We start from the raw sequence: 24,969 nt of genomic DNA, 5'->3' as shown, positions 1-24,969 counted from the left end.
CCTATCCGATTCATGTCCGTACGACAGATCGGTATGCGCGCTGGCTTTGAGAACCGGCGAAGAGGAAGCTGCATTGATCGCATTCGAAACTGTCAGCGTGACGGCGGGAGACCGGACTGTCCTCGCGGACATCAGCCTGACGCTGCGGGAACGGCGGATTGCCGTGATCGGCGCCAACGGATCTGGTAAATCGACCTTCGCCCGACTGATCAACGGCCTGCGTCGGCCAAGCACTGGCACTGTTACCGTGGACGGCCTCGATACCGTGAAAGCCGCGAAAGACGTCCGCCGGCAGGTTGGGTTCCTGTTTCAGGACCCTGACAACCAGATCGTCATGCCACTGGTGGAAGAAGACCTTCGCTTCAGTCTGAAGGGCCTCAAACTCCCCCCGGCGGCTGAGGACGAGCGGATCGAACGCATCCTCGACAGCTACGGACTGACCGATTTGCGCAACCAGCCTTCCCATAGCCTGAGCGGCGGCGAAAAGCAGTTGCTCGCGCTCGCCAACTCAATGCTCCGGAAGCCGCGCTATCTGGTGTTGGACGAACCGACCACTCTGCTCGATCTTAAAAACCGGAAACGCGTGATGGATGCCATCGATGGGCTGGAGCAGACGGTAATCTGCGTCACCCACGATCTTGAAATCGCCGCGACGGCGGAGCGCGTGCTGGTATTGGCGGAAGGTCTTGTCGCTTTCGATGGCCCCGCATCGGCTGCCATTGCAGCCTATAGGGAGATGGCGCGGTGAAACTGTCGCTCTATGTGCCTAAGGACTCCCCGGTCCATGCGCTACCTCCCGGATGGAAACTCGGCCTTTTGTTCATGACGGGACTGCTGATCCTTCTTACAGACGACGCACGGCTTCTTGGCACTGGGCTCGCCATCGCTCTAGTCGGGTTTCCACTGGCGCGGCTGCCATCGACGGAGATCTTTCATCAGGCCCGCCCGATGCTGATTGTTCTGGCGATCTTCTTTGCAGCCCACGCCATGTTCACCACGATCGAGACCGGTACAGTTCTGACACTGCGTTTTGCCATCATGATCGTCTGCGGCCTGCTGCTGACGCTGACCACACGCGTCTCCGATCTGATGTCTGTGCTGGAACGCATCTTTCGTCCGCTCGCGCCTCTCGGACTCAATCCGGAAAAAACCAGCCTTGTTTTCGCCATGACCATCCGTTTCATTCCGGTTCTGGCAGAAACTTGGGAAACCGTTCGCGCGGCGCAACAAGCCCGCGGCATGGACCGCAATGCACTCGCCCTCTTGATCCCCATGACGGTGCTGACCCTGCGCCGCGCCGACCAGATCAGCGACGCTATCGAGGCTCGCGGCATTGACCTCTAACACCAGAACATTCGGAGTCTCTCAATCATGACCACACGCGACCTTGTCCTGATCGCGCTTTTTGCAGCGATCACCGCCGTGCTTGGACTCTTTCCTGCCCTCACCCTGCCGATTACCGGAGTACCGGTGACGGCGCAGACCCTTGGCGTCATGCTGGCCGGCTCCATCCTTGGCGCCCGGCGTGGCGGTCTTGCCCTGCTTGTCTTTCTCGTGCTGGTCGCTGTGGGCCTGCCGCTGCTTGCGGGCGGACGAGGCGGAGCGGCGGTCTTCTCCGGCGTCACGGCCGGTTTTCTCTTCAGCTGGCCGGTTGCCGCCTTCGTGATCGGGTGGCTGACGGAAAAAAGCTGGGACCGCTACCGACTGATCCACGCAGTCTCGATCAACGTCTTCGGCGGCATTCTGGTTGTTTATGCGGGAGGCATTGCCTGGATGGTGGCTGTCGCCGGCATTCCGATGGACAAGGCGCTCTATGGCTCACTGCCCTTCATTCCAGGCGATGCATTGAAGGTGATTGCCGCAGCGACCGCCGCAGTCGCCCTGAAACGCTATCAGCAACATCCGCTCGGCCATTCAGCCTGATACGTTCATATACAAAAAAGCGGCCCTCCGGGGCCGCTTTCATTTTGGTCTGAACAGAATTCAGACCGCGATATCGAGAGTTGTGCCTCTGTTCGGGTCACCAGAACCCGGCAACCGACCGTCATTACCCTGTGCGGCCGCACCCGGATTTTGGTTTTCTCCACGATCTGCAGAAGTATCCGTCACGTTCACCACTGTCGGCTCGTTCGGAGTAGCATCTACACCTGCACCGCTTGCACCGATCTGTTCCTCACCTGCATCTCCGTCAGCAGCAGGCCGTACAATTGGCTCCTGCTGCGTCTGAGTGACGTTTCTGAGGTCTGCTACCGATGCGCTTACTGCTGGCCCAACAGCCATGTTAGCCTCCAACCGACATAAGGAACCGATCCTGCTTCTTTCTCACAGGATAGAGATATTCGCTCGAAATTTCAATTCAAGTCTGAATGGCGGCATTTTCTCAGCCCCATTCAACCGAACGCAGCCTGAAAATCCCGAATCAGAGTTTCCGGATCTTCCGCCGGCACACCGAACCGGACAAGTCCGTCCGGAATGCCAAGCACGCGGCGGATTACTTCCGGAACCGCCTCATAATCCCTGTGAGCATAATGCCAGAAGGTTCCCGGCTGGCCCGGAACCAGCCCTGGCCGAAACCGGGCCAATCGCGCCAGAGACGCATCAACTTCTTCAGGCCGACCATGAAAGGAAACCGACAGATCGGTACAGCCATCGCACGGGTAGAAAAGCTCCGCTACACTCTTGCGATCCTTCAAGGAAGAAGCGAGCTGCGCTGCCGCTTTCGCACGCTCAGACAAGTGCCCTGGTGCGTCGCTTAAGGTGTCCAGCAGCGCTTCAGCCTCGGCCGCACCGGGCATTGCGTCGTAAGCTCTTTGCAAATAGGCAAAGCGATCCTCGGCAAACCCCGAACTCTTGGAGAAAGCGATCAGTCCTCCGCGACCCGCCGGGGCCGATGTGAAAACAATGTCACACCCTACCGCAAGCGGCTTTAGCACTTCATGGCCCAACACCGAATTGTCAGCCAGAACCAGAATGTCCCGGGCCTTGGCAAATTCGACAACCCGCGCGAGATCCGCGCGGGAAAGCCTCGGTCCAGATACTGTTTCGACCCAAAGCAGACGTGTCTCCTCGGTGACAGCCAATTCCAGGGCGTCCAGGTCCCCCATATCCGCGAAACCGACCTTGAGCCCCGCTGAACGCCGCCGAATAGATTCGATCACACGATAGGTATCGGGATGTGCGCCCTCTGAGAGAACCAGATGATTCCCGCCATCCAGCATATCGAGCAGCGCTGAAATCGCCACTGGTGCCGAAACGAAAGCATATCCGTTTCCACCTTCATTGGCCGTCGCGAATGCCTGCTCAAGCGCGACCAGCGCGGCCGGTTTTTCCATCCTGAACATCATCAGCTTCCGTTGAGAATGCGAATACTGACACTGGACAGCGAGTTGAGCTGCTCGAAACGGAGATACCGCATCGAAGAGTCGCCAACATAGGTCCGCCAAAGATCGATGGAATGGTCAATCCGGCTCATAGAATCGCCAATCTGGAAAAAGCGCTTCCCGGCCTTGTGCAGAAATTCGATAAACGGCTCCGGACTCTTGTGATCACGGAACAGCATTTCATACGAATTACGATATTCCGCCAGCATCAGATGCACCGCTTTCCATCGCTTCTGATAAAGCTTACGCCATTGACCGACCCTATCATTCAAGGTGGCCTGCGCGGCCGGCGGCATGCTGTCGAGCGGACGCGACTCTGTGTTGAGCCAGTTCGCAAAATCTTTCCAGATTTCTTGCCGACGAGCGAAAATATGCTCGTAATAGATAACGCCTTTCCAGGCATACAAAGTTTCCGCAGCGTCGCTTTCCTTGATCCGCATGGCCTGGATCAATGGTTTCAGGGCGCCCATGTCGTTGGCGTCCCAGAGCTTGTTGACCAGAGTTTTCAGATAACTGGCGCGATTCTCATCAGTGACGCCGTCGAATGCGGTTTCGACGATCGGCTGGAATTGCTTCATAACGTGGTCGCGTACACGGCCGAATTCGGCAGCGGTCATCTCGAAATAACCCGGATGCGGATCAAGCCCCTCTGCCTCCATCCGCTCCCGAAACAGGAACGGATCGACCGAAGGAAGGTCATCCAGAATTTTCAAAACCTTGAGATCGGCCGCGGCTTCCTCGGATTCCAGGGAGTCCGACATACCAGCCTGGAATTGCAATGCGGTCCGCAAATTCCGATCATTCAGGAAAATGGACCGGCCGCCGTCGAGGTCCGCCTTTTCACTGTAGGAGAAGAAAACCTTGGTCCCGACAGGCTTCGACGCCGATTCACGCATATCGTCGTCGGGATAGGTTTCCTTCATGAAAATTGCATTGTTCAGGTCCCGTGTCTTGAACAGGAACTGCCCCGGCGCACCGCCGTCGGCAAGAACACTACGATGCAACGCCGCGCAATTGAAAACCCGAGAAGACCCGGCTTGCAACATGCGCGACAGCTGCTCAACGGCCAATCGCTCTATAGAGACCCGTTTACGCGTATGACCCATGCAGAACGATCTTACCCTAAAGTTACATCCAGGCCTCAATCAAATGCGGTCCCGGCTCATTCAACGCGCGCTTGAATTGTTCGTTGAACTCATCCGCGGTCGTCGCCCGGGTCGCCGAAACCCCCATACCGCCAGCCAATTGCCGCCAATCCAAGTCCGGACGGCCGATCTCCAGCATGTCGAAGGCCTTCCGGCCCGGGTTTTCGGCGCCGACATTCATCAGTTCGCCCTTCAATATTTCATAGGTTCTATTCGCGAAGATAACGTTAACGACGTCGCACTTCTCGCGCGCCTGAGTCCAGAGCGCCTGCAGCGTATACATGCCACTGCCATCGCCCTCGAGGCAGATTACCTTGCGGTCCGGACAGGCGATTGCCGCACCGGTCGCGAACGGCATACCTATACCGATGGAGCCACCGGTCAGCGACAGCCAGTCATGTGGCTCGGTACCGGCGGTGAACGGCATCAACCCACGGCCCGATGTTACTGACTCATCCGCAATAATCGCGTCTTTCGGCATAAGGTGGCCGATCGCCGCAGCGATACTCTCAGGCGTGAGGTCACCGCTCATCAGCTCCGGCTTTTCGGCTTTCTGACGAACAGGCTCGATATCGGTCGCACCGAGTTCCTCGGCGATGGCGGTCAGGGCGTCCAGCAGGTCGTAGCCTTCCGGCGCCACCTCAACGACTTTGCATTCTTCGGGAACCAGCACGCTTGGCTTGTTCGGATAGGCGAAGAACGCCACCGGCACAGGCGCGCCGAGCAGAACCAGATGCTTGACCGACTGAAGCTGTTTCAGGGCGATATCCACCGGATACTGGATCCGCTCAACCGGCACACGGCCCGCACCGCGCTCCCAGCGCCGGTTACTGGTCTTGCAGCTCAGACGGCAGCCGGTCTTCGCCATGATACGTCCGGCCATCTCCAGCGCCTCGCCCATCAGGGCGGTGTCAGAGATATGGATCATGCACTCCTCGCCGGAGGTCAGAGCCGCTGCGGCCGCGCGAATCGCTTCGGCAGGTGCTTTCGGACGGGCTACCGGTGCAACCGGGGCGGCCGGACCGTCGGACTCTTCCCACGCGGTATTGGCCGGCAGAATCAGCGTCGCCACCTGACCGGGCACACCCATGGAGGCGGCAACAGCTTCGGCGCCGTCGGCCGCGACATCCTTTGAGGACCGCGAGGTTTTCACCCAGTCGGAGACCGGGCGGGCGATACCTTCGATATCGGCGGTCAGCGGCGCATTATATTCAACATGATAGGTCGCATGCTCGCCAACGATGTTGACGACTGGCGTGAAGGCCTTCTTCGCATTGTGCAGATTGGCCAGACCATTGCCGAGGCCTGGGCCGAGATGCAGCAAGGTGGAGGCCGGTTTCAGCGCCATCCGCGCATAGCCGTCTGCCATACCGGTGACAACGCCCTCGAACAGGCCGAGCACGCAGCGCATGCCCTCTACCCGGTCAAGCGCGGCGACAAAATGCATCTCCGACGTACCGGGGTTGGAAAAACATACGTCCACTCCGGACGCGACAAGGGTCCGCACCAGGCTCTCTGCGCCGTTCATTTTTATCCTCTGGATTCAGGGAGTCGAAAAAGAACGGCGATGATGGCGCCGCGCTTTGCAAAGCGCAAGCGCGGTCGCCTCACCCCATTCGTTCCGATTAGAGACGGGTAAAGCCGTCAGCTCGCGATTGCGTGTACTTTGCGTGCTTTGCCGCCAAGCTCGTGATCGTGCTCGCGGATGAAACCCTTCACCACAGGCGCGATCTCGCGGCGCCAGCGGCCACCGTTGAAGACGCCGTAATGGCCAACGTGCTTCTGCAGGTGATAATGCTTCATGGAGTCCGGCAGATTCGGCGTCATATCGAGCGCGGCCTGCGTCTGGCCTACACCGGAAATATCGTCGAGTTCGCCTTCGACGCACAGGATCGCGGTTCTGGTGATCTGCTCGGTTTTGACCGGGTTCCAGCGGGCCATCATCTCGCCCTTCGGCAAGGAATGCTTCTGGAAAACAGTTTCCACCGTCTCCAGATAAAACTCCGCCGGCAGGTCCATGACCGCCAGATATTCATCGTAGAAGGCCTTCTTCTTGTCCGCCTCCTCCTCATCGCCCTGGACCAGGTGATCGAACAACTCGTTAAGCGAGATCATGTGCTTGTCGAGGTTCATCGAGATGAAGTTGGTGAGCTGGATGAAGCCCGGATAAACCCGTCGCCCCATACCCGGATAGGGCGGCGGCACTACGGTGACGACATGGCGCTCGAACCATTCGATCGTATGTTCCTTGGCGAGCTTGTTAACCGCCGTCGGATTGCGCCGCGTATCGATCGGACCGCCCATCAGCGTCATGGATGCCGGTGCGCAGATATCACCCCAACCAGACATTATGGAAACCGCCGCCAGTACAGGAACGCTTGGCTGGCAGACCGCCAGAACATGGGTATTCGGGCCGAGATAATGCAGAAAGTCGATGATGTAATCGATGTAATCGCTGAGATTGAAACGGTCCGCCGTGATCGGCACATAGCGGCAATCGTTCCAGTCCGTCACATAGACATCGTGGTCCGGTAACATCGCTTCCACGGTACCCCGCAACAATGTTGCGTAGTGCCCTGAAACCGGCGCCACCACCAGCAGCTTCGGATCCTTGCGCTTGGTGTCGCGCTTGAAATTCACCAGGCTGCAATAGGATCGGTGGATAACGACTTCTTCTTCAACCGCGACATCCTTACCGTCGATTACAGTCTTCTCTAAACCCCATTCAGGCTTGCCGTAGCGCCGGGTTACCCGCTCGAACATCTCTGCGGCGGAACCGATCTGCTTTCCCAACGGCGTATAGGAGAGCGGACTCCAAGGCGCCATAACTGTGTTACGGACGGCCTGCGCTCCCATCCGCCATGGCATGATCGCCATGCGGGTCGCTTCATACATATGATACAGCATCGCTTAAGCTCCGCGTTCCGACGAACACGCACAGCCGGGCACAATCGCCTGCCGCAGCGTCCGTACAATAACTAGACAATACTGGCACTCAAATTGCTGCATTGCACCAAAGAAAGCGCACAACAAACCCCGCCGGCCAAAATGTTGAGCGCGGGCTTAATGCAGAGCCGGCGACTTCAGCAAAGTCTGACGCGCGATCGAACGGACATTAATGCTGAGTATTTCACCGTCCCGAGCGAGAGATAGAGGAACGGTCACCCCCGCCTCGCCAAGGGACCAGACATGCCGGAAAAACTCCGCCAGCGAGTTGACCCGCTCATCGTCAACGGCAACGACAATGTCGCCAACCTCGATATCAGCTTCGTCCGCGGGCCCGTTTTCACTGAGCGCCGCAACCACCACCTGATCATGGACTTCCGTGCCGAAAATGCCCAGCCAGGGGCGCGCGGGCTTATCCACCCGTCCGAAGGTCGACAATTGCTCAAGGATCGGTTTCAACAGATTGATCGGAACAATCATGTTCCCGTCGACCGCTGTATCCTCACTGGTTTGCTGAACCATCAGCGATCCGATGCCCAACAAACTGCCATCCGGCCCGATCAGCCCGCAGCCGCCCCAATTCGGGTGCGCTGGCGCCGTGAAAATCGCTTTGTCGAGCAGATATTCCCAGTATCCCGCAAACTCGCGGATGGCCATCACCTCCGCTGCTATCGCCCCTTTGCGGCCTCCAAGACCTCCGATTACGACCGGATCGCCTTCACTCAGAATGTCCGAATCGCCTAGCGGGAGGCACGGCAGATCAAGATGGCCGAGGGCCTGGATGAGGCCGAGGCCGGTCTCCTGATCATAGCCCAGAACATGGCCCGCGACGGCGCGGCCAAAATTATCTGTAATCCAGACCTGCTCGGCTTCCGTGACAAGATAGCCAATTGTCAGAACCAAACCGTCTTCCCGGATAACGACGCCATTTCCGCTGCGCTCCGTGCCCAGCAGGCTGGCGGTGTAGGCATCATCCGGAATTGCTGTACGAACACCCACGAGGGAAGCATAGATACGGTCTAGGTCATATCCGTAATCTTCCTGATTGGGTGGGCTTGCGCTGTCCTGTTCCATCAATGTCCTGGCGCTTGTGTCCTGATGCCTGGGCTATTTTACTCTGCTTTGGTTCAGTATACAGAGCCGCTTCGCTGTTGGAAGAGCGTCACCCCGTCTTGAAAAGAGCGCATAGCCCGGCCTCGCGCATCATGCGATAAGGCAAGGTCAGTGTATGGGCATTGCGTTCAGCCTAGCGGCCGCGCATATAGCGCCTTTCCGGTCGATACGGATGCAACATAGCATGTACCGACTTACGAAGAATTTCCATAAAGCGGACCATTCTGTCCAACTCCGTCTGTAGGATCGGCCGAGCGCCGCCGCGCCTGCGGCTGGGCTGCCAAATCCAAGTTTGAACTGTTTCAGTTCGATGCAATTGACGGGCCAAGAGCTGACCAATGCATCGGGATCTTTAGAATGCGGTATAGGGGTGAAAATATCGTAAAGAAACTGGGCACACTGACCAAAAAGCGCACATTGCGGACGGGTTGTGAACAATGTCACTCCTGAGCCCATGGAATCTGGAATGAATAACGAACGATACAAACGTGACCAGTCGATGAGCACAATGGCCAAAGAATGAGCAAAAGACCGGCAGCCTTCCTCGACCGTGACGGCGTTCTCAATCGGGATACGGGGTATCCGCATCGCCCAGACCAGATCGAATGGGTCGATGGCGCAATGGAAACTGTCGCACTGCTGAAAGCGCGCGGATACCTTCTGTTCGTTGTTACCAATCAGGCCGGAATTGCCCGTGGATACTATGGAATATCAGACGTCGAGGCGCTGCACCGATGGATGAATATGCGGTTGCAGGAACATGGTGGTTCGATCGACGACTTCCGGATTAGTCCCTACCATCCGGATTTCGACGACGGTCGTTTCACCAACCTCGCGGATTGGCGCAAACCACGGCCGGGCATGCTGCTCGACCTTCTGGCGCATTGGGACGTTGACCTGTCTCGTTCCTTCATGATCGGCGACCGGGCAACCGATATGGAAGCCGCCGCAGCGGCAGGGATTCCGGGCCATCTCTTTAAAGGTAATGACCTGCTGGAGTTTGTGAACGACCTGCTGTCTCCAGCCCCGGATTGAGCGGCCGCACAATAAAATGGTTTCGATTTCCGCATTGCGGAACCAGTGCTTGCGTGCGACGCATTGGATCAAGAGGATGCGCCGCGATTCATGAACCATAGAACTCACGCGGAAAGGGCCTCGCGATGACCAGCCGGATCCAGATCGGCACTCTGCAGATCGACCAGACGCTCTACAATTTTGTCAATGATGAAGCCCTTCCCGGCACCGGCGTCGCGCCGGAAGCTTTCTGGGCTGGGTTCGAGCGCATCGTCGGAGAATTCGCGCCGAAGAACCGGGCACTGGTCGCCAAGCGTGGTGAACTGCAGAAAAAAATCGACACCTGGCACAAAGCCAATCGCGGCGCCGGTTTCGATCTCGAGGCCTACAAGCTCTTCCTGAAAGACATCGGCTACATCGTGCCGGAAGGCCCCGCCTTCTCCGTCGGCACCGATCTTGTCGATGCGGAAATTGCTACCGTCGCCGGGCCGCAGCTCGTCGTTCCGGTGATGAATGCACGCTACGCCCTGAACGCCGCGAATGCGCGCTGGGGCAGCCTCTACGACGCGCTCTACGGCACTGACGCGATCTCGGACGAAGGCGGCGCTGCCGCCGGAGGTGCCTACAATCCTGCACGCGGCGCCAAGGTCATCGCCTGGGCACGGAATTTCCTCGACAAATCGGCACCGCTCTCCAGCGGCAGCCATGCGGATGCCACCGGTTACAGTATTGCCGAAGGCCAGCTTTCCATCTTGCTGAAGGACGGCACGAAAACCGGTCTGAAAACCCCGAGCCAGTTCGCCGGGTATAAAGGCGACGCGGATGCACCGAGCGGTATCCTGCTGCGCAAAAACGAACTCCATTTCGAGATCGTCATCGACCGCAGCCACATGATCGGCAAAGACGATGCGGCCGGTATCGCCGACGTCATTGTCGAAGCGGCACTGACGACCATCATGGATTGCGAAGATTCGGTCGCAGCGGTTGATGCAGAAGACAAGGTGCTTGCCTACCGCAACTGGCTTGGCCTGGCGAAAGGCGATCTTGCCGACAAGTTCATGAAGGGCGGCAAGGAAGTCACCCGCACGCTGAACCCGGACCGCATCTACACCGCCGCCGATGGCGGCGACGTCCGGTTGCACGCGCGCAGCCTGATGCTGGTCCGCAATGTCGGCTTGTTGATGACCAACCCGGCCATTCTCTATGATGGCGACAAGGAAATTCCGGAGTGCCTGATGGACGGCGTGTTCAACGCCGCTATCGCCCTGCATGACCTGCGTGGCGAAAACAAGGGTGGCAACAGCCGGGCCGGTTCCGTCTATACCGTGAACCCGAAAATGCACGGCCCCGAAGAAGTCGCCTTCATCGAAGCGCTCTTCACCGAGACCGAGCAGCTGCTCGACCTCGCGCCGAACACCCTGAAAATGGGAATCATGGACGAGGAGCGCCGGACCACGGTGAACCTCAAGGAATGCATCCGTGCCGCCAAGGACCGGGTGGTCTTCATCAATACCGGCTTCCTCGACCGTACCGGCGACGAGATGCACACCTCCATGGAAGCAGGCCCGATGATCCGCAAGGGCGACATGAAAGCCTCTGCCTGGATCAAGGCCTACGAGGACTGGAACGTCGATATAGGGCTGGAATGCGGCCTGCAGGGCCACGCCCAGATCGGCAAGGGCATGTGGGCCATGCCGGACCTGATGGCGGAAATGCTGAAGCAAAAGAAGGGCCATCCGGAAGCGGGCGCAAACACCGCCTGGGTCCCGTCCCCCACCGCCGCAGTGCTGCATGCCACGCATTATCACGAGTTGAACGTGAAGCAGCGCCAGGATGAGCTGAAGACCCGTGGCCGCGCCAATCTGGACGATATCCTCTCCATCCCGGTGGCCACGCGCCCGAACTGGGACGCGGAGACCATCCAGCAGGAACTCGACAACAATGCCCAAGGCATTCTTGGCTACGTTGTCCGCTGGGTCGATCAGGGCGTCGGCTGCTCCAAGGTGCCGGACATCAACAATGTAGGCCTGATGGAAGACCGCGCGACCCTGCGGATCTCCAGCCAGCACATCGCCAACTGGCTGCATCACGGGGTCTGCGACGCCGCACAGGTCGAAGAAACCATGAAGCGTATGGCCAAGGTGGTCGACGGCCAGAATGCTGGCGATGCGGCCTATTCGCCGATGGCCCCTGACTTCGACAAGAGCATCGCCTTCCAGGCAGCCTGCGATCTGGTATTCAAGGGACGCGAGCAGCCGAGCGGCTATACCGAGCCGGTACTGCACGGTCGCCGGCTGGAAGTGAAAGCCAGCGCCTCTTAGTAAATTACGTCATCTGAAAGAAAAACCCGGCACCTCAATCTTGGGTGCCGGATCGGCCGGGCTAGAGAAACTCTAGCCCCGCCCGGTCGTCGTCAACCGAGACAACTTTCGCTGAACGATCCCCAATAGACTTGGATTTCACATCAACTTTCTGGGACACATTCAGGTTCCTGACGGATTCGCCCGCGACGGCGGCGCCGCTGGGTGAATAATCCACGACATCCACATCCACCTTGCCCGCGGCATTTACGACAACAGCGGACTCCCGGACTGAAAGACGCTCGTCGCCACGACGGTCAACATCATCAGTCGATGTGCGGACAGATTTAATAATCGCCTGACGCAAGCGCCTGACAGACTGGTTGACCTCCCCGACAACTTCACGGACCCGCCCTACGCGCTCTTGGTTGCTTACTGCTTCATCCGACACTTGCCCGATATTTTCAGAAACGTCACGAGCGGCATCTGCCGTTTCGCTGACATTGCGTGCGATCTCGGCTGTAGCCGCCTCCTGCTCTTCCATCGCAGCGGCAATTGATGCGGTGATCTCGTCCACCGTGGTGATCTGCTTGACCATCTGGCCAACGGCATCGACGGAGGCCTTTGTTGCCTTCTGAACTCCTTCAATCTGCGCCGTAATCTCATTGGTCGCCTGTTCAGTCTGGCTGGCCAAATTCTTGACCTCGGAAGCGACCACAGCAAAGCCCTTACCGGCATCCCCCGCACGCGCCGCTTCGATCGTCGCATTCAATGCCAGCAGATTGGTCTGTGAAGCGATCGTGCTGATCAAGGTTGCTATCTCTCCGATCTTGTCTGCCGCTTCCGAGAGAGATCCGATGGTCTTCTGAGAGGTATCCCCGACCTCGACAGCCGTTGAAATGGCCGTGGTCGCGCTCGAAACCTGCGTGGCGATTTCCTGAATTGACGAACTCAGTTCAGTGGTCGCGGCTGAAACGGATTCGGCATTGTCCAGGGCTTGCTGAGCAGCCGAGGCAACACGCCCGGTACTGCTGTGAACATTGGATGCAGACTCGGACATAGCGCCAGTCTCTTCATCCATCTTTTGCGCGTTGCTGGAAACTTCTTGGACAGCGTCACCGGCCGTGCGCTCGATTTCAGAAGCCATGCCCTGAAGAGATTCGACCCGGCTCCGGTCAGCTTCTTCCCGTTCGACTTCCTGCCTCGCAACAAGAGCAACGTTTTCGCGGCCCTTTTCCTGAAAAAAGAGCAGTGCACGGGCAATATCACCGATTTCATCACCGCGATCTTGAGCCGGAACCTTCGCATCATAGTCGCCTTGAGCAACGTTACCCATAACACGAACAAGATTGCTCAACGGCCTGGTAATAGAAAGCGTGAACAACAAGGCGAGAACCACGACAACAATAAAAATTCCTAGCGAAATCAGGGCACTGTCTAGTGCAAAGCTCGAAACCTCCGCTCGAATCCCAGTTCTGTCATCAATGGCCACAATTGCCCATGTAGCCCCAAGAAACTCAAACGGTGCCGCGCCAACCAGCCAGTCATCCCCCTTGAAGGGAGCGCTTCCAGAAGCCGCTTTCCCCTCGAAAGCCTGCGACATAATCGGGATGTTCATCTTCTCGACCAGAACGCGCGGCGTGTCGTCGTGGCGAGAGTCGCTGCGCCGGAGCCCGTCTTCTCCGACGATCATTGCCTCACCCGCCTCACTGAAGCCGTATGGCAAATTCATGATCTCGTTAATGCGCCCAATTGGCATCTGAAAGACCAATACGCCAACTTGATTCCCACTCGCGTCTGCTATGCCGGTCGAGATGAAACTCGCTGGCGCGTCCGCACTCGGCTCATAAGGGCGAAAATCAAAAAAACTATGCTTCTCCGGTGCATTGAGGGCAGCACGAAAAGCATTTCCAAGGTCTGTTTTGGACCAGGCACCAGTATTCAGGTTGGTGGCGTAATCCGCCTCTTTGAAAACCGAATAGACCAAGTCCCCTTCCAGATCGAACAGGAACACATCGTAATATCCCCGGGTCCTGAGGAAATCGCGAAACCAGGGGTGATAGGTTCCATGAGCCCTGTTATAGGCATTGTCCGCACTACCGCGATCCAGCTTCTCTTTCTCTCCGAGCGCGTTGCTGTTCGAAGTTATGTAAATGTCCTGCAACACTTCTGTGCGGTTACCGTCGATCTCCAACCATCCGGCTGTGAAAGCAGCAAGGGCGTCCCGCGTGAAACCACTCCTTGAAACGGTTCGGAGGTCGTCCTCTATGCTTGAGAAATAAATCCCGAGCATCTCTTCGCGTGCTTGAGCCACGCTTTCCATGCGGCTCTCGCCTGCGGCTTCGAGATTGTCTGTTGATTTGCTTACGCTGTAAAACCCGTTGCTTGCCGTCGCCACCAGTACAGCGAGAAGCAAAACTGCCGGAATCTTGATGAAAAGCCTGTTCAAGACACGCACAATGTTTCCCCTCAAAATACGTTGGGCACTCTATTTTAGAGGGTAATTTGTTAAAGTTAAGAAAAACTAAAATTGACACTACAATTCGAGCAAAAAATTAATGGGTTACAGGCACACCGCATGATGGCCATGCAATATGAAAAAAACCTATCTCCACATTCTACTATGAATCCTAAAAAGAATGATACTTGAGGACATTAGACCAAAGGATCACGTATCCGGATAGCGGTAGCGACCCGCCCTTCGAAAAATCATCTGTCCGCAAAGATCAAAAAACACTCCTGCGCACGATCTGTAATTGGCGTTCGGCAGTTGCTCCTTTTGCGAAAGGTACGCCAGCAGCGGAGCTAATCCTCGTCCACCGACGGCCGCAACCCCAGATCCATGACCTGCTTGCGGGCGTCCTCGTCCTCGACACCTACCATGGCGGACAACAGCATTGCCGCGGCAACGACTCCTTCCATATGCGCCTTTAAAGGCGAAAGCCCACGCGCGAAGGACTCCTCAACCGTCTCATGATAGGCATCCTCGATCATGCTTCTGGTACTGTCGTCCACGATGGCCTCTGTCTGGATTTTGTCGCCTCAAGGCCTATTGGTTAACGGCCCGCAATGCAACGCGCATAGTTGGAAAAATCAGCCTCTTTTTGGAACGGATGTTTTTGAATTTCAGACATAGATGCACCGGAAGATCGGATCCTTGAAAACAGGATCCTCCAACAACCATAAAACCTGACTGCAGAATCTGAATGCTAAGATTTTGTGACCGGACCGTTAACCTCGACACGCGCAATTTCGTTCTTTTTCCGGCGTCGAAAGATCAAATCGCCCCGCTGACGATTGATCACAAATTCTTGATCCAGCATTTGAATGCCCGACCAGTTCCCAATCTGGCTTTAAATTGCTCTAAACCCGGGCGTCAGCAATCAAAAATGTGCAGGATCAAGACTGAATGAATGTGACCGAGCTAATTGCAGGCTGCGGCTTGGACCGGAAGAGGGTCGACGCTCTACCCGGAATATGGGCAAACCATGTAGGACCGGAACTGGAGGACGCACTGAGTGCGACCTACACATTCTGTAAATCCTATGATGGATTGACCGGATTTCTTTGGGGCCAGAACGAGACGGCATGGGTTGCAAGCCAAAAGGATCGCTGGCAATCCGTGTTCAGAGCTGGGATCGGTCTAGAGCATGTTGAGCAGGTTCGCGAGTTCGCGCGAGGTGATCTCGAAAGCGCCATGAACCCGGCAGTCTATGGGCAATTCTTTGCCTGCCTGGGCCGGGAGCTTACGGCCCGGGTCCTTGCAGTCGGCAAGGGCTCACCAGAATCTCAGGACGCCGCCCTTCTGATCGGCACATTGATGAACGCCGAAGCCACAATCGCGTCTTCTGCCTATAGCGAAGCGCAAAACGAGAAGAACCAGTCCACCATCGAAGAGCTCACGGGCATGATGGGACAGAATGTAGGCGATATCATCGGTGGCGTGGCAGGCGCTTCCGACAAGCTCTCCTCCAGCATGGCCACCATCAGCCAGAATGTCGGCCGCAACCTCGATCTCGCGACCGGCATTTCCAGCACTGTGGATTCGGCGGTTTCCCAGCTCTCCGAATTGTCTTCCGCAATCGACGGCATCCTGAAATTGCTTAATGGCATCAAGTCGATTGCCGGGCAGACCAACATGCTGGCGCTGAATGCGACCATCGAGGCCGCCCGTGCTGGCGAAGCGGGGCTTGGTTTCGCCGTCGTCGCCCGTGAGGTCAAGATGCTGGCCACAGACAGCCGGGAAGCCGCCGACGGCATCGCGGAAATGACCAATAGGCTGAGCGATACGCTCGGCATGGTCCAGACCGGGTTCGCGGAAATCACGGAGCGGGTGTCGACCATGGTACGATCCATCCAGGAGAACGGCACAGCAGCCGAAGAGCAGCACCGGGCGACCGGTGAGATCGCGGACCGCATGGCCCGACTCGGACAGGAAATTGACGAATCGATCTCGGGCATCCGTCAGCATTACGGCTGACGGATGATGAACAGGAGAGAACAAGCGGATGATTGAGGTTCCGGCCGTCGAAACGGTTCAGAGCATTTTCACTGCCGCCAGCTACTACGGTTATGTCGGCATCGCGGTGGCTGCCGCTTTCCTCCTCTACGGGGTCGACAGGATCGATCCCAGCACGCGGGGAAGCTACCTCTTCCGACTGCTTCTGATCCCGGCGACGGTGGTGTTCTGGCCGGTGATCCTCTGGCGCTGGGCACTTGTCGGCCGCATGGGAAGTGAACAATGAAGCGCCGTCATCAACGCTGGCACCTGAGGATCTGGATCGCTCTGGCGATCCTGCTGCCAGGCTTCCTGCTCATCACCGTTCTGCAGCGTCAGGACCGCCCGATCGAGCCGCCCCTTCAACTCGGCGAAAGGGCAACTCAATGAGCGTGCAATACAGGCCCATCACCTGGACCCGAAACAAAATCATCTACGATCTCGCGCTCGGATTCGGTATCGCGGCCTTCATCATCCTGTTCTTGCGGTATGCACCAGGCTGGCTGGAAAGCCCGCGGATCAGCGGCCCCCAGCTCCGCATGCGCGCCTTCGGCACATGCGCCTTCCTGCTTCTGACCATTGTACTCAGCATCGGCCCTCTGGCTCGGCTGGACAGCAGGTTTCTGCCGCTGCTCTACAACCGCCGGCATTTCGGCGTCGCCATCTTCTTCGTCGGGCTGGCCCACGCGCTTGCGGTAATCGGCTGGTATCAAGCCTTCGGTCCAGTCGACCGCTATGTCGCACTGCTCGCATCGAATACCGCCGTCACGTCCTGGCAGGCCTTCCCGTTCGAGTATCTCGGCATTTTTGCTCTCGGCATCCTCTTCACCCTGGCAGCGACCAGTCATGATTTCTGGCTGAACTTTCTAGGCGCGCCTGTCTGGAAAGCCATCCACATGTCCGTTTACGTGGCCTACGCCGCCGTGATCGGCCATATCGCGCTCGGCGTGCTGCAAGCGGAACACTCGCCCTGGCTACTCGGCCTAACAGGCATCAGCGTGCTTCTCGTCTGCGGACTGCACATCGCGGCGGGCCTGCGCGAACGCGCCGCGACGGATGCGGAAGCCGTCACTGATTCTGATGGAGACTGGGTGCACGCCGCTTATATCGGCGATCTGCCCGACGAAGGCGGCGTTACAGTCTTCCTGCCCACCGGCGAGAAGGCCGCCCTGTTCCGCTATGACGGCAAGGTCTCCGCGCTCTCCAATGCCTGCGCGCACCAGAATGGCCCGCTGGCCGAAGGACGTATGATCGACGGTTGTGTCACCTGCCCCTGGCACGGCTACCAGTACCGGCCGGAAGACGGCTGCTCGCCCGCTCCCTTCACCGAGAAAGTGGCGACATATCGCCTGCGCCGCGACGGTGATCGCCTGCTGATCGATGCCATCGCACTGCCCCCCGGCACTCCCGTTCCGCCCATCCAGCTGGAGCAGAGCGCATGAGCCAGTCCTCCAACGATTTCTTCATCGGCTATCTAAAAACTCCGCCGAAGCTCGCGATATTCCTGACCGTCGTCACCACTCTGGTGATGGGGCTCGGGATCGGCGGCGGATTCGCCCTGCTGGCAGGGCAGCCCGACTATGGCAGTGGTGGCTTCAAGGGCGGCTACCAAGAGCATCTCGGTGTCTTGCAGACAGCCCCATATCCGATGCTGCGGATACCGCCGGACGAAGCCCACCCCGATGGCCAGACAATCCTGCTCTCCAATCCGGGCAAGCGCGGCGCACAGAAACGTGCAGCGAAGCATGACGGCAGCATCGTCGATGTCGGCGGCGTCTTCATCACCCGGGAAGGGGCGCGCATTCTTCAGGTCGGTGGTGCCGCAAAGATCCGCGCAGCGAAGGATCCGGCACCTGTGCAGGGCTTTGTACCGTCAGCTGACGTGCCGCTCGGCCCGGTGACGCTGCGCGGCGAGATCGTCGATACGAAATGCTATCTCGGCGCCATGCGGCCCGGCGAAGGCAAGGTGCACCGGGCCTGCGCCAATCTCTGCCTGATGGGCGGCATCCCGCCGATGCTGGCGGTCTTTCACGAGAACGAGGCCCCGACCCTGCTGTTGCTAACGAATGCAGACGGCGAGGCCTTCGACGCCGATATCCTGGATTATGTCGCGCCCTATGTCTCTGTCACGGGAGACCTGTATCGCCGGGGCGATCTGCTGATATTGCGCACGGATGCCAGCCGGATCGGTTTCATATGATGCGCCTGAAAGACTTCCTCTGGTTGCTTCTAGGACTGGCCTATGCCGCCGCCGCTGGCTGGCTGATGTATGATTATTCGGACGAGGCAGCATCCCTGCTGCGCGGGCGCTGGTTGAAAGATCTGTGGCCCGGTGCTGAGAAAGTGATCCGAGTAAGCTGGCTATACGACCTGCGGATTGTCGCCGTACCACTCTATGCCGCGCTCGGCCTCTGGATAGCCGAACAGGTCTGGCGGCTGCTGACGGGTCTGATCAGGCGCAAAACTCAATAATGAGGAAAAACCGGAAGTGACCGATATTGCGGGCAAGGTAATTGTGGTCAGCGGTGCGACAGGTAATCTGGGCGCAGCCTGTGTTGCGGCAGGAAGGCGCGCCGGCGCAAGGATTGTGGCACTCGGCCGTTCGAAAAACTCGCTGGAACAACAGTTCCCTGATGCGGCGAGCGATGCTGGAATTTTGCTACTCGATAATGTGGATCTCGCCGACCCGGCATCCGTTGAAAGCGGTTTCGCCAGAAGCGTTGAAACCTTTGGTGGCGTCGATGCCGTGATGAACACTGTTGGCGGTTTCGCGATGGGCCGGATCCGTGAGGACAGTGTCGAGACCTGGCGCAAAATGCACGCGATCAATACCGAAACCGCGTTCATTCTGACCCGAACAGCCATCCCTCTGCTGCAACAACGCGGTGGGGGCACAATTGTGCATGTTGCCGCTCTCGCCGGTCTCAACGCCGCGCCGGAGCTCTCCGCCTATGCCGCCTCGAAAGCAGCCGTACTTCGGCTTGTCGAGGCTGCCGCCGCTGAGCACCGCACAGATGGCATCCGGATCAATGCAGTGATGCCCAGCACAATCGACACACCGCAGAATCGTGCGGCAATGCCGGATACCGATTTCAGCCAATGGGTCTCCCCCACCGCCCTCGCCGAGGCCATGCTGGTGCTGGCTAGCGACAGCGCACGGGCCATAACCGGCGCTGCTATTCCAGTCACCGGGCAAGGCTGACAGGCATCGTAGCGGCATGGTCTAATCCGGCACATAACCGGACGGAAGACCATTCAATGAGCAAAACAGACAGCGGCCTTTCTAGAAAGGCCTATCAGCGCGCGCTCTATGACCTCCAGGTCGAACTGTGTCATCTACAGGCTTGGCTCAAGGCTTCTGGTGAGAGAGCGATAATTGTTTTCGAGGGCCGAGATGCAGCCGGAAAAGGAGGCGTGATCAAGCGGATAACAGATCGGGTGAGCCCGCGTGTATTCCGCACAGTCGCCCTTCCCGCACCGACCGAACGGGAAAAGACCCAGCTCTACGCCCAGCGCTATATCCAGCATTTCCCAGCAGCAGGCGAGATCGTGCTGTTCGATCGCTCTTGGTACAACCGTGCCGGGGTCGAGCGCGTGATGGGCTTCACCGACCAGGATTCCGTCGACCAGTTCCTCGAAAGCACCGTATTTTTCGAGCGGGAGATCGTCTCAGCCGGGATCAAGCTGATCAAATATTTCCTGAACGTCAGCAAGGACGAGCAGGAGAAGCGCTTCCTGTCCCGCATGACAGATCCGGTCAAACACTGGAAACTGAGCCCGATGGATCTCGATTCCTATCGGCTCTGGGATCAGTACTCGCGCGCCTATGAAGACATGATCGGCGCCACGCACACGCTTGAGGCACCGTGGTTCATTGTCGATTCCGATGACAAGAAACGCGCGCGCCTGAACTGCATTTCCCATCTGCTCGACCAGTTCGAGTATGAAAAGATTCCCTTTGTGGCGCCGGACCTGCCGCCCCGCGAACATCTGCCGGACGCCCCGCCGGACGATCCACGCTTCGGCACAACAATACCGGAGCCTTTCTGAGCATCTTTAGTTTCGCCAAGCGAAACCGAATTTCGAAAACACTTGTCGGCCTCCCCGGCAGTTCGATATGACTTAGGAAAAGCACTTGGGAGGAATGAAGAGTGAAAGAGGCAGTCGTCCTTTCGACCGCCCGCACGGGACTGGCAAAATCCTTTCGCGGCGCCTTTAACGACACCCACGGCGCGACCATGGCAGGGCATGCGCTCGAACATGCGGTCACGCGCGCCGGTGTCGAGCCTGGCGAAATTGAGGATGTGATCCTTGGCTGCGGCCTGCCGGAAGCGGCAACGGGCAAGAATATCGCGAGGCTTTCGGCGATCCGCGCCGGTTTGCCGGTCTCCGCCGGCGGCGTTACCGTCAATCGATTCTGCTCGTCCGGCTTGCAGGCGATCGCCATGGCGGCGCAGCGCGTCATTGTCGATGGCGTGCCGGTGATGGCGGCGGGCGGGGTTGAATCCATCAGCCTGACCCAGACCAACCTGAACCAGACCCGGCTGGAAGAGCCTTGGCTGATGGAGCACAAGCCCGAGCTCTATCATTCCATGATCGAGACGGCGGATCTGGTGGCCACTCGCTACAGCATCAGCCGTGAGGCCCAGGACGCCTACGCCCTGAAGAGCCAACAGCGCACGGCGGCGGCCCAGGAAGCAGGCAAATTCGATGACGAGATCGTCCCGATCACCGTCGAGAAACTGGTGAAGAACAAGGAAACCGGCGAGATAAGCCGGGAGACGGTCACCCTCACCAAAGACGAATGCAACCGCCCCGGCACCACGCCGGAAGGCCTTGCGGGTCTCACGCCGGTGCGTGGCGACGGACATTTTATCACCGCCGGTAATTCCAGCCAGCTTTCGGACGGCGCGTCCGCCTGCGTTATCATGGACGGCAAGCTGGCGGAGCAGCGTGGGCTGGAACCACTCGGCATCTTCCGCGGGCTGGCCACCGCCGGCTGCGAGCCGGACGAGATGGGCATCGGCCCGGTGTTCGCCATACCGCGCCTGCTGGCGCGGACCGGCGTCAAGCTGGAGGATATCGGACTATGGGAGCTGAACGAGGCCTTCGCCTCGCAGGTTCTCTATTGCCGCGATAAACTCGGCATACCGGACGAGATAATGAACGTGAACGGCGGCTCGATCTCTATCGGTCATCCTTATGGGATGACCGGCTCGCGCATGGTCGGGCACGCCTTGATCGAAGGAAAGCGCCGCGGCGCGAAATATGTAGTGACCACGATGTGCGTCGGCGGCGGTATGGGCGTCGCCGGGCTCTTTGAAGTGGCATAAGGGAGCAGGCAAATGGACTTGAATTTCACCCCGGAGGAACTGGCGTTCCGCGAAGAGATACGCGCCTTTCTGCAGTCCGATCTTCCGGACGATATCCGGGCCAAGATGAAAGGCGGCAAACGCCTCGTCAAAGACGACTATTTCCGCTGGCATCAGGCGCTGTCGAAGCGCGGCTGGCTGGCCACGAACTGGCCGAAGGAATATGGCGGCCCGGGCTGGACACCCGTGCAGAAGCATATCTTCGACGAAGAATGCTATTCCGCAGGCGCTCCGCGCATCCTGCCCTTCGGCGTCAACATGGTCGCTCCGGTGATCATGAAATTCGGCAGCCAGGAGCAGAAGGACTATTACCTGCCGCGTATCCTCGACCTGACCGACTGGTGGTGCCAGGGCTATTCTGAACCGGGCTCCGGCTCCGACCTCGCCTCCCTGCGTTGCAGCGCGAAGCTGGAAGGCGATCACTACATCGTCAACGGCCAGAAGACCTGGACCACACTCGGCCAGTATGCGGATCATATCTTCTGCCTGGTCCGCACCGATCCGGATGCGGCCAAGCCCCAGCAAGGCATCTCCTTCTTGCTGATCGACATGAAGACGCCGGGTATCACTGTCCGCCCGATCATCCTGCTCGAAGGCGAGCATGAGGTGAACGAAGTCTGGTTCGACGATGTGAAGGTGCCTGCCGAAAACATCGTCGGCGAGGAGAACAAGGGCTGGACCTACGCCAAGTATCTGCTGACCCACGAGCGCACCGGTATCGCCAATGTCGGCGCCTCCAAGGCCGGTCTACTGCATCTGAAGGCGATCGCCCGCGACCAGATGAAGAATGGCCGCCCTCTGCTCGAGGACCCATTGTTCCGCAACCGCCTCGCCAAGGTCGAGATTGACTTGTTGGCGCTGGAGATGACGAACCTCCGCGTGCTGGCCGAAGTCCAGTCCGGCGGTGCGCCTGGGCTGGAAAGCTCAATCCTGAAGATCAGGGGCACCGAGATCCGTCAGGAGCTGACCGACCTAGCCCGCCGTGCCCTCGGCCCGTACGCGCTGCCGTTCCAGTCGGAAGCGCTTGATGGCGGCTTCAATGGAGAGCCGGTCGGCCCCGATTACGCGGCGCCGAAGGCCCAGCAATATTTCAACATGCGCAAGCTCAGCATTTATGGCGGATCGAACGAGATCCAGAAGAACATCATCGCCAAGGCCGGGCTCGGACTCTAAGGGATCAGGAACATGGATTTTTCGCTCAGCGAAGAGCAGCGGATGCTCAAGGACACGGTCGAGCGCCTGGTACGCGAGACCTATGATTTCGAAAAGCGGCAGAAGACTGCCGACACAGAGGAAGGCTTCTCCCGCGAGGTCTGGGGCCAGTTTGCCGAACTCGGTCTGCTCGGCGTGCCTTTCCCGGAAGATTTCGGCGGCCTCGGTGGCGGCGGTATCGATCTGATGATCGTCGGCGAAGCAATAGGCCAGGGCCTTGTGGTCGAGCCCTATCTCGCCACCGTGGTGCTCGGCGGCGGACTGGTCGAACTGCTCGGCTCCGATACCCAGAAGGAAGAGATCCTCGGTGCTGTTGTCGGCGGCGAGAAACTGTTGGCTTTCGCCCATGGCGAGCCGGACGGCCGCTATGAGGCCACCCATGTTCGCGCAACGGCCGAGAAAGTCGGCGGCGGCTGGAAACTCACCGGGCGCAAGTCCGTCGTGCTCAATGGCGGCGAGGCGGACACGTTGATTGTCTCCGCACGCGTCAGCGGCGCCCATGACGACGAGGACGGCATCGGTCTGTTCCTGGTCGACAGGGACTCAGCCAACCTGAAGCTGCACAGCACGCCGGCAATCGACGGCACCCGTGTCGCCGAAATAGCACTCGACGGCGTCGAGATTGCCGAGGATGCGGTGCTCGGCACGCCCGGTGCCTGCTTCCATGCCATCGAGGAAGTGCTGGCCCGCGCCGTCATCCTGCTGTCTGGCGAAGCGGTCGGCGCCATGAACATGGCGGTCGATACTACGGTCGAATACCTGAAGACCCGCAAGCAGTTCGGCAAGGCTCTCAGCCAGTTCCAGGTGCTGCAGCACCGGGCCGTCGAAATGAGGATTGCGTTGGAGGAAGCCCGTTCGCTGGCGATCCTGGCCGCCGCCCGCCTGGGTGAACCCCGGGACGTGCGTGAGCTTGCGGTTAGTGCCGCCAAATCCGGCATCGGCCGCCACGCCCGCTTTGTCGGAGAACAGGCGGTCCAGCTGCATGGCGGCATCGGCATGACCCGGGAAGTCCCGGTCGCGCATTATACCAAACGGCTGATCATGCTCGACCATCTGTTCGGCGATACCGACCACCATCAGGAACGCTTCGCGGCTTTGTCCGACGCCGCGGCCTAAAGCCCCGCATCTATACAACAGCCGTCATCCCGGCTTTCGACGGGGTGACGGTTTGGTGTGGAGATGAAAGTTTTGTTTTAACTTTCAGGCATCGGTCATCCACCGGTGACAGCCGCGCCGAAATTGCCTACACCGGAGCTCCTTTCTTCTGACCGGATGCTCTCATGTTTTCCGCTATCATCTTCGACTGCGACGGCGTCCTCATCAATTCCGAGTCCATCCTCAGAGACTATTATCGGCGCTTTCTCGCCGGGCTTGGCCTGAATTACGAACCGCATGCCTATAGCCAACGCTTCAAGGGCAAGTCCTGGCCACAATTCACCATGATGATCGAGGCAGAATACCTGGAGACCTTCGGCAAGCCGCTACCCGAAAGCAGCTATGACGCCATCAAAGACGGCACTTGGGCGGAGTACCAACGCTCGCTGAGACCGACTGACGGCATCGACGCTCTGCTCGACAGCATCACACGCCCCAAGGCTGTCGCCTCGAACAGCCGTGCAGCGTCGCTCGAACGCAAATTGCGCCATACCGGGCTTATCGAGCATTTTGCCCCGCACATGATCTCCCTGGAAGATGTCGAGAACGGCAAACCGGCGCCGGATATGTTCCTTCTTGCCGCCCAGCGGCTTGGTGCCGCCGCTCGCGAGTGTCTCGTCATCGAGGACAGCACAACCGGCGTTACCGCCGGCGCGGCAGCAGGCATGACGGTTTGGGGCTATGTCGGCGAGAGCGGCGGCGACACCGATCTGCCGGACATGCTCCGCGACGCCGGAGCACACGAGATCTTTGCCCATCATGACGAGATTCGCGCAAAGCTGCCATGACAAGTGGGCCGGTGACAGGCCCGGTGTAATCCCGTATTTGGAGAGG

Annotated in this window: 25 protein-coding genes; 17 read left to right on the top strand and 8 right to left on the bottom strand. The window is 58.7% G+C overall.

Annotation, left to right across the window (positions count from 1 at the left end; translation table 11 throughout):
* Positions 1–73 precede the first annotated feature (73 nt).
* Genes ABJ076_RS07285 through ABJ076_RS07275 form a run of 3 tightly spaced genes read left to right on the top strand, consistent with a single transcriptional unit; the run spans position 74 to position 1,923 of the window.
* Positions 74–748 (top strand): ABC transporter ATP-binding protein, encoded by a 675-nt coding sequence (locus ABJ076_RS07285; RefSeq protein WP_348194613.1) that lies wholly within the window; start codon positions 74–76, stop codon positions 746–748.
* Positions 745–1,344 (top strand): energy-coupling factor transporter transmembrane protein EcfT, encoded by a 600-nt coding sequence (locus ABJ076_RS07280; protein ID WP_348194611.1) that lies wholly within the window; start codon positions 745–747, stop codon positions 1,342–1,344. Before ABJ076_RS07285 ends, ABJ076_RS07280 begins: the two co-directional genes overlap by 4 nt.
* A gap of 27 nt (positions 1,345–1,371) precedes the next feature.
* Complete coding sequence (locus ABJ076_RS07275) at positions 1,372–1,923, top strand: biotin transporter BioY (RefSeq protein WP_348194610.1); 552 nt, start codon at positions 1,372–1,374, stop codon at positions 1,921–1,923.
* Between the two features lie 60 nt (positions 1,924–1,983).
* Here ABJ076_RS07275 and ABJ076_RS07270 read toward each other — a convergent pair whose 3' ends face one another.
* The 6 genes from ABJ076_RS07270 to ABJ076_RS07245 form a co-directional block, all read right to left on the bottom strand.
* Complete coding sequence (locus ABJ076_RS07270; protein WP_348194608.1) at positions 1,984–2,280, bottom strand: hypothetical protein; 297 nt, start codon at positions 2,278–2,280, stop codon at positions 1,984–1,986.
* A gap of 110 nt (positions 2,281–2,390) precedes the next feature.
* Positions 2,391–3,332 (bottom strand): PLP-dependent transferase, encoded by a 942-nt coding sequence (locus tag ABJ076_RS07265; protein ID WP_348194606.1) that lies wholly within the window; start codon positions 3,330–3,332, stop codon positions 2,391–2,393.
* A gap of 11 nt (positions 3,333–3,343) precedes the next feature.
* Positions 3,344–4,486 (bottom strand): hypothetical protein, encoded by a 1,143-nt coding sequence (locus tag ABJ076_RS07260; RefSeq protein WP_348194604.1) that lies wholly within the window; start codon positions 4,484–4,486, stop codon positions 3,344–3,346.
* 22 nt (positions 4,487–4,508) lie between these two features.
* Positions 4,509–6,053, bottom strand: coding sequence for an acetolactate synthase large subunit (locus ABJ076_RS07255; protein ID WP_348194602.1), 1,545 nt, complete (start codon positions 6,051–6,053; stop codon positions 4,509–4,511).
* Positions 6,054–6,169: 116 nt separating this feature from the next.
* Positions 6,170–7,432: a polyhydroxyalkanoate depolymerase gene (gene phaZ / locus ABJ076_RS07250; protein WP_348194600.1), complete on the bottom strand. Its 1,263-nt coding sequence runs from the start codon at positions 7,430–7,432 to the stop codon at positions 6,170–6,172.
* A gap of 156 nt (positions 7,433–7,588) precedes the next feature.
* On the bottom strand, positions 7,589–8,545 hold the full coding sequence (locus tag ABJ076_RS07245) for a S1C family serine protease (protein WP_348194598.1): 957 nt from the start codon (positions 8,543–8,545) through the stop codon (positions 7,589–7,591).
* A 558-nt stretch (positions 8,546–9,103) separates the two neighbouring features.
* On the opposite strand from ABJ076_RS07245, the gene ABJ076_RS07240 reads away from it, so the two are divergent.
* Positions 9,104–9,619, top strand: coding sequence for an HAD family hydrolase (locus ABJ076_RS07240; RefSeq protein ID WP_348194597.1), 516 nt, complete (start codon positions 9,104–9,106; stop codon positions 9,617–9,619).
* Positions 9,620–9,744: 125 nt separating this feature from the next.
* The gene (locus ABJ076_RS07235) at positions 9,745–11,919 is read left to right on the top strand and encodes a malate synthase G (RefSeq protein WP_348194595.1); all 2,175 of its coding nucleotides are present in this window, start codon (positions 9,745–9,747) and stop codon (positions 11,917–11,919) included.
* 61 nt (positions 11,920–11,980) lie between these two features.
* Here the strand turns inward: ABJ076_RS07235 and ABJ076_RS07230 are convergent, their stop codons facing one another.
* Positions 11,981–14,221 (bottom strand): methyl-accepting chemotaxis protein, encoded by a 2,241-nt coding sequence (locus ABJ076_RS07230; RefSeq protein ID WP_348197854.1) that lies wholly within the window; start codon positions 14,219–14,221, stop codon positions 11,981–11,983.
* Between the two features lie 482 nt (positions 14,222–14,703).
* Positions 14,704–14,913 carry a hypothetical protein gene (locus tag ABJ076_RS07225; protein WP_348189973.1) on the bottom strand — a complete coding sequence of 70 codons (210 nt, stop codon included), beginning with the start codon at positions 14,911–14,913 and terminating at the stop codon, positions 14,704–14,706.
* A gap of 394 nt (positions 14,914–15,307) precedes the next feature.
* Between ABJ076_RS07225 and ABJ076_RS07220 the strand changes: the two genes are divergently transcribed.
* From ABJ076_RS07220 to ABJ076_RS07165, 12 genes are all read left to right on the top strand, one after another.
* The gene (locus ABJ076_RS07220; RefSeq protein ID WP_348194594.1) at positions 15,308–16,378 is read left to right on the top strand and encodes a methyl-accepting chemotaxis protein; all 1,071 of its coding nucleotides are present in this window, start codon (positions 15,308–15,310) and stop codon (positions 16,376–16,378) included.
* A 28-nt stretch (positions 16,379–16,406) separates the two neighbouring features.
* Complete coding sequence (locus tag ABJ076_RS07215; protein ID WP_348194592.1) at positions 16,407–16,643, top strand: hypothetical protein; 237 nt, start codon at positions 16,407–16,409, stop codon at positions 16,641–16,643.
* The gene (locus tag ABJ076_RS07210) at positions 16,640–16,786 is read left to right on the top strand and encodes a hypothetical protein (protein WP_348194590.1); all 147 of its coding nucleotides are present in this window, start codon (positions 16,640–16,642) and stop codon (positions 16,784–16,786) included. Before ABJ076_RS07215 ends, ABJ076_RS07210 begins: the two co-directional genes overlap by 4 nt.
* The gene (locus ABJ076_RS07205; protein ID WP_348194588.1) at positions 16,783–17,838 is read left to right on the top strand and encodes a Rieske 2Fe-2S domain-containing protein; all 1,056 of its coding nucleotides are present in this window, start codon (positions 16,783–16,785) and stop codon (positions 17,836–17,838) included. The genes ABJ076_RS07210 and ABJ076_RS07205 overlap by 4 nt, the downstream gene beginning before the upstream one ends.
* Positions 17,835–18,596 carry a hypothetical protein gene (locus tag ABJ076_RS07200; protein ID WP_348194587.1) on the top strand — a complete coding sequence of 254 codons (762 nt, stop codon included), beginning with the start codon at positions 17,835–17,837 and terminating at the stop codon, positions 18,594–18,596. Before ABJ076_RS07205 ends, ABJ076_RS07200 begins: the two co-directional genes overlap by 4 nt.
* Positions 18,593–18,868, top strand: a complete 276-nt coding sequence (locus ABJ076_RS07195; RefSeq protein WP_348194585.1) for a hypothetical protein — start codon at positions 18,593–18,595, stop codon at positions 18,866–18,868. The genes ABJ076_RS07200 and ABJ076_RS07195 overlap by 4 nt, the downstream gene beginning before the upstream one ends.
* Positions 18,869–18,884: 16 nt before the next feature.
* Positions 18,885–19,598: an SDR family NAD(P)-dependent oxidoreductase gene (locus tag ABJ076_RS07190; RefSeq protein WP_348194583.1), complete on the top strand. Its 714-nt coding sequence runs from the start codon at positions 18,885–18,887 to the stop codon at positions 19,596–19,598.
* Positions 19,599–19,654: 56 nt separating this feature from the next.
* A complete protein-coding gene (ppk2, locus tag ABJ076_RS07185; RefSeq protein ID WP_348194581.1) occupies positions 19,655–20,446 on the top strand; it encodes a polyphosphate kinase 2 in 792 nt (263 codons plus the stop codon).
* Between the two features lie 101 nt (positions 20,447–20,547).
* The gene (locus tag ABJ076_RS07180; protein WP_348194580.1) at positions 20,548–21,729 is read left to right on the top strand and encodes an acetyl-CoA C-acyltransferase; all 1,182 of its coding nucleotides are present in this window, start codon (positions 20,548–20,550) and stop codon (positions 21,727–21,729) included.
* A 12-nt stretch (positions 21,730–21,741) separates the two neighbouring features.
* Complete coding sequence (locus tag ABJ076_RS07175) at positions 21,742–22,941, top strand: acyl-CoA dehydrogenase family protein (protein WP_348194578.1); 1,200 nt, start codon at positions 21,742–21,744, stop codon at positions 22,939–22,941.
* A 12-nt stretch (positions 22,942–22,953) separates the two neighbouring features.
* Positions 22,954–24,096, top strand: a complete 1,143-nt coding sequence (locus ABJ076_RS07170) for an acyl-CoA dehydrogenase family protein (RefSeq protein ID WP_348194577.1) — start codon at positions 22,954–22,956, stop codon at positions 24,094–24,096.
* Positions 24,097–24,260: 164 nt separating this feature from the next.
* On the top strand, positions 24,261–24,923 hold the full coding sequence (locus ABJ076_RS07165) for an HAD family phosphatase (protein ID WP_348194575.1): 663 nt from the start codon (positions 24,261–24,263) through the stop codon (positions 24,921–24,923).
* The last annotated feature ends 46 nt before the right edge of the window (positions 24,924–24,969 follow it).

It is taken from the genome of Nisaea sp. (genome assembly GCF_039990255.1).
Taxonomy (GTDB): domain Bacteria; phylum Pseudomonadota; class Alphaproteobacteria; order Thalassobaculales; family Thalassobaculaceae; genus Nisaea.
Note: the sequence above shows the minus strand (reverse complement) of the source record. Positions and strands in the feature narration are given on the sequence as shown.